This is a genomic window from Mycolicibacterium confluentis, assembly GCF_010729895.1.
GTDB classification, from domain to species: Bacteria; Actinomycetota; Actinomycetes; order Mycobacteriales; family Mycobacteriaceae; genus Mycobacterium; species Mycobacterium confluentis.
In genome coordinates this window covers 1,530,608-1,543,763 of sequence record NZ_AP022612.1, presented here as the reverse complement: position 1 = coordinate 1,543,763, position 13,156 = coordinate 1,530,608, and the positions used below count along the sequence as shown (strand labels likewise).

General features: G+C 67.2%; 11 protein-coding genes and 2 pseudogenes. 2 read left to right on the top strand and 11 right to left on the bottom strand.

From position 1 onward, the window contains the following. Window positions 1-159 precede the first annotated feature (159 nt). From G6N34_RS28435 to G6N34_RS07275, 9 genes and pseudogenes are all read right to left on the bottom strand, one after another. Window positions 160-1,323 (bottom strand): annotated as a pseudogene (locus tag G6N34_RS28435) (hypothetical protein); the annotation flags it as partial. A gap of 2,243 nt (window positions 1,324-3,566) precedes the next feature. After that, on the bottom strand, window positions 3,567-3,683 hold the full coding sequence (locus G6N34_RS28430; RefSeq protein ID WP_407663261.1) for a hypothetical protein: 117 nt from the start codon (window positions 3,681-3,683) through the stop codon (window positions 3,567-3,569). Window positions 3,684-3,753: 70 nt separating this feature from the next. Continuing rightward, entirely contained in the window at window positions 3,754-3,972 is a 219-nt protein-coding gene (locus G6N34_RS27785; RefSeq protein ID WP_085153283.1) for an LLM class flavin-dependent oxidoreductase, read from the bottom strand. 16 nt (window positions 3,973-3,988) lie between these two features. Beyond that, window positions 3,989-5,047 carry a sulfate/molybdate ABC transporter ATP-binding protein gene (locus G6N34_RS07295; protein ID WP_085153281.1) on the bottom strand — a complete coding sequence of 353 codons (1,059 nt, stop codon included), beginning with the start codon at window positions 5,045-5,047 and terminating at the stop codon, window positions 3,989-3,991. A gap of 25 nt (window positions 5,048-5,072) precedes the next feature. Further along, window positions 5,073-5,885, bottom strand: coding sequence for a sulfate ABC transporter permease subunit CysW (gene cysW / locus G6N34_RS07290; protein ID WP_085153279.1), 813 nt, complete (start codon window positions 5,883-5,885; stop codon window positions 5,073-5,075). Continuing rightward, on the bottom strand, window positions 5,882-6,766 hold the full coding sequence (cysT, locus tag G6N34_RS07285) for a sulfate ABC transporter permease subunit CysT (protein ID WP_085153278.1): 885 nt from the start codon (window positions 6,764-6,766) through the stop codon (window positions 5,882-5,884). Before cysT ends, cysW begins: the two co-directional genes overlap by 4 nt. Continuing rightward, window positions 6,763-7,731 carry a sulfate ABC transporter substrate-binding protein gene (locus G6N34_RS07280; RefSeq protein WP_085153276.1) on the bottom strand — a complete coding sequence of 323 codons (969 nt, stop codon included), beginning with the start codon at window positions 7,729-7,731 and terminating at the stop codon, window positions 6,763-6,765. Before G6N34_RS07280 ends, cysT begins: the two co-directional genes overlap by 4 nt. Before the next feature lie 164 nt (window positions 7,732-7,895). Next, window positions 7,896-7,988, bottom strand: coding sequence for an Ms4533A family Cys-rich leader peptide (locus G6N34_RS28425; protein WP_353612272.1), 93 nt, complete (start codon window positions 7,986-7,988; stop codon window positions 7,896-7,898). Window positions 7,989-8,125: 137 nt separating this feature from the next. Then, on the bottom strand, window positions 8,126-8,332 hold the full coding sequence (locus G6N34_RS07275) for a hypothetical protein (RefSeq protein WP_085153274.1): 207 nt from the start codon (window positions 8,330-8,332) through the stop codon (window positions 8,126-8,128). 23 nt (window positions 8,333-8,355) lie between these two features. On the opposite strand from G6N34_RS07275, the gene G6N34_RS07270 reads away from it, so the two are divergent. Together G6N34_RS07270 and G6N34_RS07265 are read left to right on the top strand one after the other, a co-directional pair. Continuing rightward, complete coding sequence (locus G6N34_RS07270; protein ID WP_264016757.1) at window positions 8,356-9,597, top strand: FAD-dependent oxidoreductase; 1,242 nt, start codon at window positions 8,356-8,358, stop codon at window positions 9,595-9,597. 37 nt (window positions 9,598-9,634) lie between these two features. Beyond that, complete coding sequence (locus tag G6N34_RS07265) at window positions 9,635-11,617, top strand: glycoside hydrolase family 15 protein (RefSeq protein WP_085153272.1); 1,983 nt, start codon at window positions 9,635-9,637, stop codon at window positions 11,615-11,617. A 35-nt stretch (window positions 11,618-11,652) separates the two neighbouring features. Here G6N34_RS07265 and cysD read toward each other — a convergent pair. Together cysD and stf0 are read right to left on the bottom strand one after the other, a co-directional pair. After that, window positions 11,653-12,276: pseudogene (gene cysD, locus G6N34_RS07260) on the bottom strand (sulfate adenylyltransferase subunit CysD); the annotation flags it as partial. Window positions 12,277-12,281: 5 nt separating this feature from the next. Continuing rightward, window positions 12,282-13,085 (bottom strand): trehalose 2-sulfotransferase, encoded by an 804-nt coding sequence (gene stf0, locus G6N34_RS07255; RefSeq protein ID WP_085153269.1) that lies wholly within the window; start codon window positions 13,083-13,085, stop codon window positions 12,282-12,284. Window positions 13,086-13,156 lie beyond the last annotated feature (71 nt).

Below are 13,156 nucleotides of genomic sequence, written 5' to 3'. Positions count from 1 at the left end.
GCCGTCACCACCGGCACCACCATGACCACCATCGCCACCGGCCTGGCCATGCCCACCATCAGGCGAGCCGACCACACCATCAGCACCATCCTCGCCAGCAGCACCATCACCACCGGCACCACCGGCGCCGCCATCGCCATGGGTGCCCGCATTACCACCGGCACCACCATGACCACCGGAACCACCAGCGACCACCGCGTCCGCGCCGTCACCACCAGCACCACCGTTACCGCCACTGGTGTCGACCACACCGGCGCTGCCGCCAGCACCCGAAGTCGCGCCCGCGCCGCCGGCCGCACCACCCAGACCCGCAGCACCACCAACGCCGGTATTGCCGCCGTCACCACCACGACCACCGTCGCCGGATGTTGTTCCGGCACCGCCGATTCCACCGACGCCGCCGTCACCCGCCCGGCCGCCGTCACCACCGTCACCGCCCGCGCCGCCGGCGCCTGCACTCCCTGCGCGACTGAACAGCAGACCGCCGCGGCCACCGACACCGCCGGTACCGCCGACTCCGGCGACACCGCCAACGCCGCCGTTGCCACCGTTGCCACCAGCGCCACCGGTACCACCGGCCGTCACCGCGGAGCCCACCCCGGCACCACCGGCACCACCGTCTCCACCAGCGCCGGCGGCCCCGCCTGCGCCACCGGCACCGCCGACTCCACCGGCGCCGCCGGTACCGATCAACCAGCCACCGGCGCCGCCGACACCGCCACGTCCACCTGCTCCGCCCGCGCCGCCGTCGAGGCCGTCGCCGCCATCCGTACCGTCTTGGCCGGGCTGCCCGTCTTCGCCGGCTGCGCCCTGCGCCCCAGCTGCGCCCGTCTCGCCGGCTCCGCCGGCACCACCCGCACCACCGGTGCCGAACATCCAGCCGCCGTTGCCGCCGTTGCCGCCATCACCACCGACACCGCCCGCGCCGCCTGCACCGCCGTGTCCACCGAGCATGCCGGCGTAGCCGCCGTCGCCGCCGTCGCCGCCTTCTCCGCCGACACCGCCAGCACCACCGGACCCGAACACCCAGCCGCCATTGCCGCCGTCGCCACCATCTCCACCGACACCGCCAGCACCGCCCGCACCGCCGCGTCCGACAAGGAGGCCCGAGTTGCCGCCCCGGCCACCCGACGCCCCAACGCCACCGACTCCGCCGGCGCCGCCGTTGCCGAGCAGGAACCCGCCCCGGCCGCCGGCGCCGCCCGCAATACCGGCGCCGCCCGCACCACCGACACCGCCATTACCGATCAGGTAGGCGTGGCCACCATTTCCACCGTTTGCACCGTTGCCTCCGTTTCCGAACAACAGGCCGCCGTTGCCGCCGTTGCACGCCGCGGCCTCGCAATCATCTGCGGCGTTCAGTCCGTTGCCGATCAGCCAGCCACCGTTTCCGATGATCGGCCGTGCCCCAAGGGACGCAAGGGGATTCACGGTAGTCGACGTGGTGGCCCGTGCCATCGACGGCGACGTGGTCGAGGTCGACAGGGCGTCTGCGACAGATTTCGCGACTCCACTCAGGGACGACCGCTGCCTCGACTGGAGCACATCCTGTCGGACGGTTCCACGGAAGGATCCGCCAGCACCGTTGCTCCGGCTTCCCCCAAGCATCATCAGCGCCAGAAGCGTGTCAGGAGCACCAGCGGGGATCACCGGCAGCTTCGGCAGCGAGGGCAGAGCCCTCAAGGACTCGGGAACAGACGCGCTCGCCGCAGGCGACTCCGGGGAGTTCTGCACCGAGAATGCCGCCGAGTTCGGCGCCCCCGAGACCGTCGACGATTCGGCTGCCGATACGCCTGACGGCCTGCCTGGGATAAGTCGGGTCGTAGCGGGCCCGCTGCGCAGTGATGCGCCAGTCTCCAGAGACTCCTTGACATCCAGCTTGCGCACCGTCCGCCGGCCCGACGTCGTGCTCTCGCGCACCGACGCACCGTCACCCGGTGTCGCGTTCGGCAGAGAGACACCACCGAGTGACCCGAGCTGCTCAGTGACGTCGGAGATCGCGTCCTGCACCTGCTTGGCGAGCTTCTTGGCAGCCGCACGACGAGCGGCATTCAGGTCTCCGTTGGCCGACGAGTCCTCGTCTGGATTCGCACCCGCCGGGGATCCACCGCGACGCGGTCCGCGCTGAGCGGCAGCGTCGGAGATCGCATCGCGCGCCTGTGTGGCGGCTTCCTTGCGAGCTGCACGCCGACCGGCGGGCGTGGTCGTGTCCCCTCCACCGGCGGACGCACCGGCGCCCGAACCCGCGGCACCGGACGCGTCGGAGGCGCCGCCGTCCGAGGGGTCCGCCGAAGCCTCCGGCGATCCCGTGGCCGCTACCGCAGCGCCGATTCCCAGCGCCACAGCAAGCGCACCGACACGACCGACATAGTGCGAGGCACCCATCAACACTCCAATATCAAGAGGGGTTCGGTAAGGACTATCGGAAGCCCAATAGGTCGTTGTAGAACAACGACCGTTGAGGATGCTAACAGCTCTAGGGGCAGAATTGTCAGTGGCGTCACAGAAATTCCTACTGAGTGATCCTGGCAACATGTTCAGCGTTACATATTTGGAATGGACGGCAAGGCGGCCACAGCACATGAGCACGGGTTTTGATCGATCGACCGCCGCCGGAACCTCGCCAGACGTCGAGTTGGCAACCGGCGACGAAACTGCATTTTGTTAGCGGAAGCTCAACTGTAACGCGTTCTATTTGTTGCTGATGACCCCCAATCCGCAATACGTCACAGGGCCCCCGAGGCGGGGGGCCTCTCGAGCTATCTCCACGCTCGCTGGCGGCACGTTCGCGCGACCCGGCCGGAGCAGGAAGTCGTTCACACAGCTAACGATCGGACGTTGTCCTCAGTGGTGCCCAGCGGCTCTGCCATCGACTCAGGAGAGGCAACCCGCGTCCCAGCCATCGGCTGGCCACCGCAGATGCCACGAAGGCTGAACGCGCCTTTACTGACTGCTGTCAAGATCCGCATAAGCCCCCGAAGGGATTTGGTGCCGCGCGGGGCCGGTGCCGGAAAAAGCACATCGAAGGACGGACGACGCTCAGAACCGCTCTGTTCACCGAATCCTGCTGCCCCACAACATCATGGGGTGACACCGATGAATCACTTGCGCCGACGACATCGCGATGAACAGGTGGCCGACGACGCACCGATCGACCCGGGTACCGGGCGAACACCTAGAAGGGTGGCGGTTCTGGGTCTGGTGACGGTTGGGCGGCAAGCAGTTTCGCGAGCCCGCGCCGGTTGGTGGCGGTGGCGGAGTTGTTTGAGCGCCGCCATCGACGCAGACTCCAGTTGCGCCCGCCGCACCGATCAGATCGACCAACCCGGCATCACCGAGGGCTGACACCACCTCCGACGACGGCATAACAACCTGATCGAACTTACGTACTTTCGATCATGCCCGCGGCCCACCGACAAAACCTTGGCGCGATCCCGGCCTCCATGGGGACAAGAGCGACTAACTCAGCCCATCAGACAGAGCCCGCAGAGAGTGGCCCCACCGCGACGATCCACCCACCGAAGATGATCCGGAGGGCACGCTGGGCGTGACGGATCTCCATGAATTCAGAACCCACGGGTGCCGCGGGAAGAGAAATCGACGCCATATCCATCAGCTTCGCGTCGCCGAAAGCCAACGGCCACAGACATATCGAGCCGCCCATTCGACAGGATGTCGAGCACGGCACACTCCTCGGCGAACCGCACAGGGTTGGTGAAGCGGCGCAAGCGCGACTCCTGTGCCGAGCTTGAGTCACTTGGTCCGCGCCGCGCTGGCCGCCAGCACCACGAAAGGTGCCGGTTGATAGCCGTCTTCTGCGGCGTGATGCTCCGGGCCCCAGGCGCCCTCGACGCCGACGCTCTCACTCCATTCGACGAAGTCGAGGATCTCGGCATACACCTGTGGCCATGGGCGCTGCCATGGTTGTGGATTGCGGAAGTCGTACAGGTAGCCAAACGTGAGTTGGTCCATGTGCGCTCCGCTTCAGTCAGGCGTTACTCAGCGCCTCGTCCTCGTCGGCCTCATCGGCCACCGGGATCTGCAGGCTGCCCGCGATCGGCGGCACCCGGGTGGCCCGCACGTAGACGGTCTGCCCTTCCCGGATGCCGAGCGCCTCGGCGTCACCGCGGGTGATCTGGGCGGTGAACTGCGTGTGCGTCGTCGCACTGGTCAACTCGACCCGCACCTCGAACCCGAGGTACACCACCCGGTCCACGGTCGCCCTCGTGACACCCGTGGTCTCGGCGGTGCCGTCACCGGCCGCAATCGCCATCTCCGGGTTACGCCCCACGCGAATGTCGTGCGGGCGCACCAGGATCCCGTTCAGCGACGACACAGTGCCCAGGAAGGACATCACGAAGGCGTTGGCCGGCGCGTCGTACACCTCGGTGGGCGACCCGACCTGCTCGACGCGGCCCTTGTTCAACACTGCGATCCGGTCGGCGACATCGAGTGCCTCGGCCTGATCGTGCGTCACGAGCACCGTGGTGACATGCACCTCGTCGTGCAGGCGACGCAGCCAGGCCCGCAGGTCGTCACGCACCTTGGCGTCCAGCGCACCGAACGGTTCGTCGAGCAGCAGCACCTCGGGGTCGACGGCCAACGCGCGGGCCAGCGCCATACGCTGCCGCTGACCACCCGAAAGCTGATTCGGGTAACGGCTCTGGAAGCCGGCCAACCCGACCACCTCGAGCAGGTTGTCGACCTTCTCTTTGACTTCGGCCTTGGGGCGCTTGCGGATCTTCAACCCGAAGGCCACGTTGTCCCGCACCGTGAGGTGTTTGAACGCCGCGTAGTGCTGGAACACGAAGCCGATGCCGCGCTTCTGCGGGGGCACCCGCGTCACGTCGCGGCCGTTGATCGTGATGGTTCCGGTGTCGGGTTCGTCGAGGCCGGCGATGGCGCGCAGCAGCGTCGACTTACCTGATCCAGACGGTCCCAGCAGCGCGGTCAACGACCCCGACGGCACCACGAAGTCGACATTGTCCAGGGCGGCGAAGTTTCCGTAATGCTTGTTGGCACCGGTGACGGTGATCGCGTTCGTCATACGTGTCTCGTTTCGGGTGGTAGGCCTATTTTGCTGCCTGAGTGCGCCGCGCGTCGAGTACGACCTGAACCACCAGCACCAGCACGGCGACGGCCATCAGGACGGTCGATATCGCGTAGGCGCCGTACTCATTGGCGCGGGTATAGCGGTCGGCGACCAACAGCGTGAGGGTCTGGGAGGTGCCGGGCAGGTTCGACGACACCATGAGCACCGCACCGAACTCACCCAGGGTGCGGGCGATGGTGAGCACAATGCCGTAGGTCAGCCCCCACCGGATCGAAGGCAGGGTGATTCGCCAGAACGTCTGCCACCACTGCGATCCCAGGGTCGAGGCGGCCTCCTCCTGGTCGGTGCCGATCTCGTGCAGCACCGGTTCCACCTCGCGGATGACGAACGGCACGGTCACGAAGATGCTCGCCAGGACGATGCCCGGGAAGCTGAAGATGATCTTGAATCCGAAGTCGTTCTCCACGAAGCCGAACAGGCCGGCCGAACCCCACAGCAGGATCAACGCCACACCGACGACCACAGGCGACACCGCGAACGGCAGGTCGATGATGGCCTGCAGAATGCTCTTGCCGCGGAACTTGTTTCGGGCCAACACCAGCGCGGTGGGCACGCCGAACAGGACGTTCAGCGGCACCACGATGGCCACCACGAGCAGTGACAACTGCAGTGCGGAGATAGCGGCGGGTGTGGAGATCGAGGAGACGAACTCGCCGACCCCGGGTTCCAGCGTGCGCCACAGGATCAGACCCACGGGCACCACGACCAGGATGCCGATGTAGGCCAGCGCAATGAAGCGGAGCAGATACTTGACCGCCGGTGACAGGCTCATCGCGACATCTCCTCCCGGCGGGCGGTCCGTGAACCGATGGCCCGCAGGATGAACAGCACCACGAACGAGATCGCCAGCAGCACAATCGAGATGGCGGCCGCACCGGTGCGGTCGTCGTTCTCGATCAGAGTGCGGATCCACTGCGAGGAGACTTCGGTCTCCCCGGGTACCGCACCGCCGATCAGCACCACCGAACCGAACTCACCGATCGCGCGGGAGAAGGCCAGGCCGGCACCGGACAGCAGCGCAGGCATCAGCGCGGGCAGGATCACCTTGGTGAAGATCACCAGGTTGCTCGCACCCAACGACGCCGCGGCCTGTTCGACCTCGTGATCGAGTTCGAGAAGCACCGGCTGCACCGACCGCACGACGAACGGCAGCGTGACGAACAGCAGCGCGATGCCGACACCCCACCTGGTGTGCTGCAGGTGCAGACCCACCGGACTGGCCGGACCGTACAACGCCAGCATCACCAGGCTGGCGACGATGGTCGGCAGCGCGAACGGCAGATCGATCACAGCGTCGACCAGGCGCCTACCGGGGAAGTCGTCACGCGTGAGAACCCACGCCACCAACAGTCCGAAGAACGCGTTGACGATCGTCACGCCGATCGAGATGCCGATGGTCACCTTGAACGACTCGATCGCCGCGTTCGAGGTGACGGCCGAGTAGAACGCACCCCAGCCGCCCTTGGCCGACTGCCAGAGGATCGCGGCCAGTGGCAGCAGCACGATCACCGAGAGCCACAGCGTGGCCGCACCCACCCGCAATGACGTGCTGCCGTACCGGTTGCCCGATCCGGGAATCTGGATACGGGACCGGCCCGGCTCACCAGGGGTGAGCTCGGGCCGGATCGCCTCCGGATTGTCCAGAGTGGTCATCCGGTCGCCTTGGTGTAGATCTTGGTGATCGAGCCGTTCTCCTTGTCGAACAGCGCAGGATCGACCTCAGCCCAGCCGCCGAGGTCGGCGATGGTCCACAGCTTGGCGGGTGCGGGGAACTTGTCCTTGAACTCGGCGAGCACGGCGGGGTCGACGGGTCGGAACCCGGCCTCGGCCCACAACTTCTGCGCCTCCGTGGTGTAGAGGAAGTTCTTCAGCGCGTTGGCCTGCTCCTGATGTGCGCTGCTGGTGACGACGGCGACGGGGTTCTCGATCTTGAAGGTCTCCGGCGGGTTGACGAATTCGAGGTCGAAGTTCAGCGCCTCGTTCTCGTAGGCCAACAGCACGTCACCGCTGCCCTGCCGGAACACATCCGTGGCCTCACGACCCGAGCCGGGACGCAGCTTGATGTGGTCGTTCACCAGTTCGGTGACGTAGTCCAGACCGGCCTGAGGATCCTGGCCACCCTTGCTGGCCCACGCGTACGGCGCCAACAGGTTCCACTTGGCCGCACCGGAACTCAGCGGGCTGGGCGTGATGACCTCGACACCGGGCTTCAACAGGTCGGGCCAATCCTTGATGCCCTTGGGGTTGCCGGGGCGCACCGCGAACGTGACGAGCGACCCGAAGGGAAGCCCCTTGGTGGCGTCGGCATTCCAGTCCTTGGCCACCTTGTCGGCCTTCACCAGGCGGGTGATGTCGGGCTCGACGGAGAAGTTGACGATGTCGGCGGGCTTGCCGTCGACGACCGCGCGGGACTGATCACCGGAGGCGCCGTAGGAGGTCGTCACTGCGACACCCTTGCCCTCGGGGGTGGCCGCGAAGGCGGGAATGATCTTGCTCCAGCCCGGCTCCGGCACCGCGTACGCCACCAGCGTCAACGTGGTGTCGGCGGCGGCGCCACCACTTTCACCGGCGACATCGCTGGCACCACCGCCACAGGCGGCGAGCAGCGAGGCGGTCATGGCCAAACCGGCCACCTTCAAGGAGGCTTTCACTGAAATCACAGGGCCTTTCTGAGTTGTTCGACATTGGTCGGTACTGCGACCCGTCGTGACCACGGTGGTAGGTCAGAACTCAGGCACACAACGTGGCTGTCCCGACACCAAAACCACAGACGGGTATTGGATCAGCGACAACAACAGACATCAGCGACGGCGGAAAAACCCACGGCAAGCAGGGCCAAGACATGGCCACAGCTGGTGCCGGTCACCGAACGCATGGCGCGAAGCCTAACAGAAGCCTCAACGATCGCTAATCGACGGCTTGTCGCAGCTCACCTGGTCAGCAGCCACATCACGATGACAAGCACCAGAAGTGCCACCAAAGCCAACGTCACACGGGATCTCGGCACGCCAGTCAGTCCTTAGTCTCGACACGGCCGCGGACGGCTGCCGTGATCCGGTTCCGCACTCGAATGGTGTTGCCCAAAAAGGCGTCCAGGAGCAGAGCCAGCCCGTACGCGAGGGCCAGTACGACGGGCATCACCACCAGTGTCTGCAGCACGAAGCCCAGCCCCGACAACCACAGCTCGACGCCGTCCCACCAACTCAGGAACCCATCCATTGCCACCACCCTACGATCAATCGGTGGCCAACCGAAGTGAGGTCCCGACGCAGGCCGCGACCGGATGTCTGATCGCCGGGGGCGGTCCGGCCGGCATGATGCTGGGCCTGCTGCTGGCGCGCGCCGGCGTCGACGTCACGGTGATGGAGAAACACGAGGACTTCCTGCGGGATTTCCGCGGGGACACTGTGCACGCCAGCACGCTGCGCCTGCTCGACGAGTTGGGCCTGGCCGACGAGTTCGCCGCGCTGCCGCACCGAATGATCGAGGGGCTGACCTTCCGGGCCGGCGAGACCCCTGTGCGGGTCGACCTGACCACGTTGCCCGGCCCGCACAAGCACATCGCCCTGGTGCCGCAGTGGGACTTCCTGGAGATGCTGGCGCGGGCGGCCGAGAAGGAACCGACGTTCACCCTGCTGCGCCGTTGTGAGGTGGTCGCGCCGCTGACCGACGGCGGCCGGGTGCGCGGCGTGGTCTATCGCAGGGCCGACGGGACGACGGCCAAGATGCGCGCGGAGTTGACGGTGGCGTGTGACGGCCGGGCGTCGACCCTGCGTCAGGCCGCGGGCGTCCGCACCCGCAGCTTCGGGGCGCCCATGGACGTGTGGTGGTTCCGGCTGCCCCGGGAGGACACCGACCCCGCGGGCCTCAACGGCGTGTTCGACGCGGGCCGCGGCATGGCCCTGATCGACCGCGGCGACTACTACCAGATCGCGTTCCTGATCCAGAAGGGCAGCGACGCGGTGCTGCGCGCCGAGGGCATCGAGGCGTTCCGCGGCCGCGTGACGACTTTGGCCCCATGGCTGGCGCCCAAACTCGACGCGCTGGCGTCGTTCGACGACGTCAAACTGCTCGACGTTCAGCTCAACCGCGTGCGCAGGTGGTACCGCGACGGCTTGCTGCTCATCGGCGACGCGGCCCACGCGATGTCGCCGATCGGCGGGGTCGGCATCAACCTCGCGGTCGCGGACGCGGTGGCCGCGGGCCGGATCCTGGCGCAGCCACTGCTGACCCACTCGGTCACCACGCGCGACCTCGCCCGGGTGCAGGTGCGGCGCTGGCTGCCCACCGCCCTGATCCAGGGCGTGCAGCGCATCGTCCAGAACCGAGTGATCGCCGGGGCCATCGCCGACGACGCGCCCATCGTCGGAACGCCACGCGCGGTGCGTCTGGTCAACCGACTGCCCCTGCTGCGCCGCATCGCCGCCTACGGCGTCGCGATCGGGCCGCTGCCCGAGCACGTACCGGACTTTGCTCGTCGATGAGTGGACGGCAACACGGACTACCGTCGATGATGGGCGGATGGCAATCGACACCGAGAGCGGGGCAACACCACCCTTCACTGTGACAGCCCCGGTGCCCTACGTGCCGTCGGGTCCGCTGCGCAACACGTTCCCCCCGATCGCCGACTACGGCTTCCTCTCGGACTGCGAGAACACATGCCTGATCAGTTCGGCCGGTTCGGTGGAGTGGCTGTGCGTGCCGCGGCCCGATTCGCCCAGCGTGTTCGGCGCGATCCTGGATCGCGGCGCCGGGCATTTCCGGCTCGGACCGTACGGCGTCTCGGTGCCCTCCGCCCGGCGCTATCTGCCCGGCAGCCTCATCCTCGAGACCACGTGGCAAACCCACACAGGCTGGGTCATCGTGCGCGAGGCGCTGGTCATGGGCCCGTGGCACGATCTGGAGGCGCGGTCGCGCACCCACCGCCGCACCCCGATGGACTGGGACGCCGAGCACATCCTGCTGCGCACCGTGCGCTGCGTGTCCGGCACGGTCGAACTGGTGATGAGCTGTGAGCCGTCGTTCGACTACCACCGCATCCCGGCCACCTGGGAGTACTCGGCAGCCGCGTACGGCGAGGCGATCGCCCGTGCCAGCCGCAACCCCGACGCCCACCCGACGCTGCGCCTGACCACCAACCTGCGGTTGGGCCTGGAGGGCCACGAGGCGCGCGCCCGGACGCGAATGAAAGAGGGCGACAACGCATTCGTCGCACTGTCCTGGTCCAAACATCCGGCTCCGCAGACGTACGAGGAAGCCGCGGACAAGATGTGGCAGACCAGCGAGTGCTGGCGCCAGTGGATCAACATCGGCGACTTCCCGGACCACCCGTGGCGCTCCTACCTGCAGCGCAGCGCACTGACACTCAAGGGCCTGACGTACTCCCCGACCGGCGCGCTGCTCGCCGCGAGCACCACATCACTGCCCGAGACCCCGCAGGGCGAACGCAACTGGGACTACCGCTACGCGTGGGTGCGCGATTCGACGTTCGCGTTGTGGGGCCTCTACACACTGGGCCTCGATCGAGAGGCCGACGACTTCTTCGCATTCATCGCCGACGTGTCGGGAGCCAACAACGGTGAACGCCACCCGCTGCAGGTGATGTACGGCGTGGGCGGGGAACGCAGCCTGGTCGAGGAGGAGCTGCTGCACCTGTCGGGCTACGACCACTCGCGGCCCGTGCGGATCGGCAACGGCGCCTTCGACCAGATGCAGCACGACATCTGGGGCACCATGCTCGACTCGGTCTACCTGCACACCAAGTCGCGCGAGCAGATCCCCGAGACGCTGTGGCCCGTGCTCAAGGAGCAGGTCGAAGAGGCGATCAAGCACTGGAAGCAGCCTGACCGCGGCATCTGGGAGGTGCGCGGCGAACCGCAGCACTTCACGTCCAGCAAGATCATGTGCTGGGTGGCGCTCGACCGTGGCTCCAAGCTGGCCGAGCTAATGGGCGAGAAGAGCTACGCCCAGCAGTGGCGGGCCATCGCCGAGGAGATCAAGGCCGACGTGCTGACCTACGGCGTCGACAAGCGCGGCGTGCTGACCCAGCGGTACGGCGACGACGCGCTGGACGCATCGCTGCTGCTGGCCGTGCTGACCCGGTTCCTGCCGCCGGACGACCCGCGCATCCGTGCCACCGTGCTGGCCATCGCCGACGAACTCACCGATGACGGTCTGGTGCTGCGCTACCGCGTCGAGGAGACCGACGACGGTCTGGCCGGCGAGGAGGGCACGTTCACGATCTGCTCGTTCTGGCTGGTGTCCGCACTGGTCGAGATCGGCGAGATCCACCGGGCCCGGCACTTGTGCGAGCGCCTGCTGTCGTTCGCGAGCCCGCTGCACCTCTACGCGGAGGAGATCGAACCGCGCACCGGCCGCCATCTGGGCAACTTCCCGCAGGCGTTCACCCACCTGGCGTTGATCAACGCCGTAGTGCACGTGATCCGCGCCGAGGAGGAAGCCGACAGTTCCGGGGTGTTCCAGCCCGCGAACGCGCCAATGTGACGCGGCTCAGAAGTAGCCGCTGCCGGGCGGGGGCGTAACTCCAGGCCCTCGAGTTCGATGTAGCGCCAGATGTCGAGTTCGGTCCAGTTGGACAGCGGGAAGACGCGGACCTGCTCGCCCTTGCGGATGCGCCCGTTGTACAGCGACCACGGTTCGGGGCGCTGCGCCCGCGGATCCCACTGGCCGAACTCGTCACGGAAGCTCAGGATGCGCTCCTTGGCCCGCGCCCTCTCCTCGTCCCGGCGGGCGCCACCGAAGGCCGCGTCGAATCCGCCGGCTTCCAGCGCATCCAGCAGGGTCCTGGTCTGCTGCCGGTTGCGCGACGCCCCCGGGCCGGGGTCTGGCACCCGTCCGCTGTCGATGCTCTCCTGCACCGAACCGACGATCAACTTGTGGCCGTGTTCGGCGACCCGGCGGTCACGGAACTCGATGACCTCGTCGAAGTTGTGGCCGGTGTCGACGTGCAGCACCGGAAACGGCAGGGGCGCCGGCCGAAAGGCCTTCTCGGCCAGGCGAAGCAGGACAATCGAGTCCTTGCCGGCCGAGAACAGCAGCACGGGCTTGGTGAGCTCGGCGGCAACCTCGCGGATGATGTGCACGGCTTCGGCTTCCAGCAGCCGCAGCTCGTCGACGTGGATGTCTTCTGGGGTGAGTTCTATCGCGGTCACAGCGGCAGCCCGTCGCGCTCGGCGTCGGCTCGGTAACGCTCGACCCACTCGTCGGAACGCTGATCGGCCTGCCGTTCCAGCACCGGCGAGGGCGCGAGCCGGGGATCCAGGCCGAGGTGCTCGAGGACCGTGCCGACGACCTCAGTCAGGTTGCGCCACAACACCGGATACGGCACGTCGATCGGTTCGACGTTCTCCTCGGCGAACCAGTTCCGCCAGCCCTCCTCCTGATCGCGCAGCATCTTCACGACGTGCGCGATGGCACCTGCGTGGTACTCGGCACGGGAGTCGCGGACCGGATCGGGTCGACCGCGCCAGACTCGGGTCTGCACGGCCCGCCAGAACGACACCGCCTGCGACACCACGTCGGGTCGGTAAACGTGAATGAGCACCGGATCGGAACCGACGACGTCACGGATCGCGGCCAGCAGTCCCTCCCCCGACCGCTCGGGAAGGTCCTTGGCGCGCTTGCGAAGCAGAGGGGTCTGGTTCCACATGAGCTTGCCGCCCCACACGCCGTTGGGCGTGCGCCCGACCGTGCGGATGTAATCCCGCCAGATCTCAGCCGGCGCGAGGTCGGGTTTGCCCTCGACCAGCGGATCGAGCAGACGGAGGATCGATTCGTCCTGCACATCCGCGAACCACTCGCGCGGTTGGGGGGACATGCTGGTCTCCTGCAGGTACTGGAAGAACTCCTGCGGTTCACCCGCCACACCGGTGGCCCGCAGCGACTCCACGAGCAGCGTGCTGCCACTGCGTTGGGACGCCAGAACCAGATACGCAGTGGGATTTTCTGACATGGTCAGCAAGCGTAATACCCATTACTCAGGAATGCATTACCGGGATTTTAGTCATGCTGAGTTAATTCATT

Bases quoted from the DNA above. Each gene is read 5' to 3' on its own strand.
- G6N34_RS27785 (WP_085153283.1), bottom strand. From the start codon at position 3,972: ATGGACCAACTCACGTTTGGCTACCTGTACGACTTCCGCAATCCACAA.
- G6N34_RS07295 (WP_085153281.1), bottom strand. From the start codon at position 5,047: ATGACGAACGCGATCACCGTCACCGGTGCCAACAAGCATTACGGAAAC.
- cysW (WP_085153279.1), bottom strand. From the start codon at position 5,885: ATGAGCCTGTCACCGGCGGTCAAGTATCTGCTCCGCTTCATTGCGCTG.
- cysT (WP_085153278.1), bottom strand. From the start codon at position 6,766: ATGACCACTCTGGACAATCCGGAGGCGATCCGGCCCGAGCTCACCCCT.
- G6N34_RS07280 (WP_085153276.1), bottom strand. From the start codon at position 7,731: ATGACCGCCTCGCTGCTCGCCGCCTGTGGCGGTGGTGCCAGCGATGTC.
- G6N34_RS28425 (WP_353612272.1), bottom strand. From the start codon at position 7,988: ATGCGTTCGGTGACCGGCACCAGCTGTGGCCATGTCTTGGCCCTGCTT.
- G6N34_RS07275 (WP_085153274.1), bottom strand. From the start codon at position 8,332: ATGGATGGGTTCCTGAGTTGGTGGGACGGCGTCGAGCTGTGGTTGTCG.
- G6N34_RS07265 (WP_085153272.1), top strand. From the start codon at position 9,635: ATGGCAATCGACACCGAGAGCGGGGCAACACCACCCTTCACTGTGACA.
- stf0 (WP_085153269.1), bottom strand. From the start codon at position 13,085: ATGTCAGAAAATCCCACTGCGTATCTGGTTCTGGCGTCCCAACGCAGT.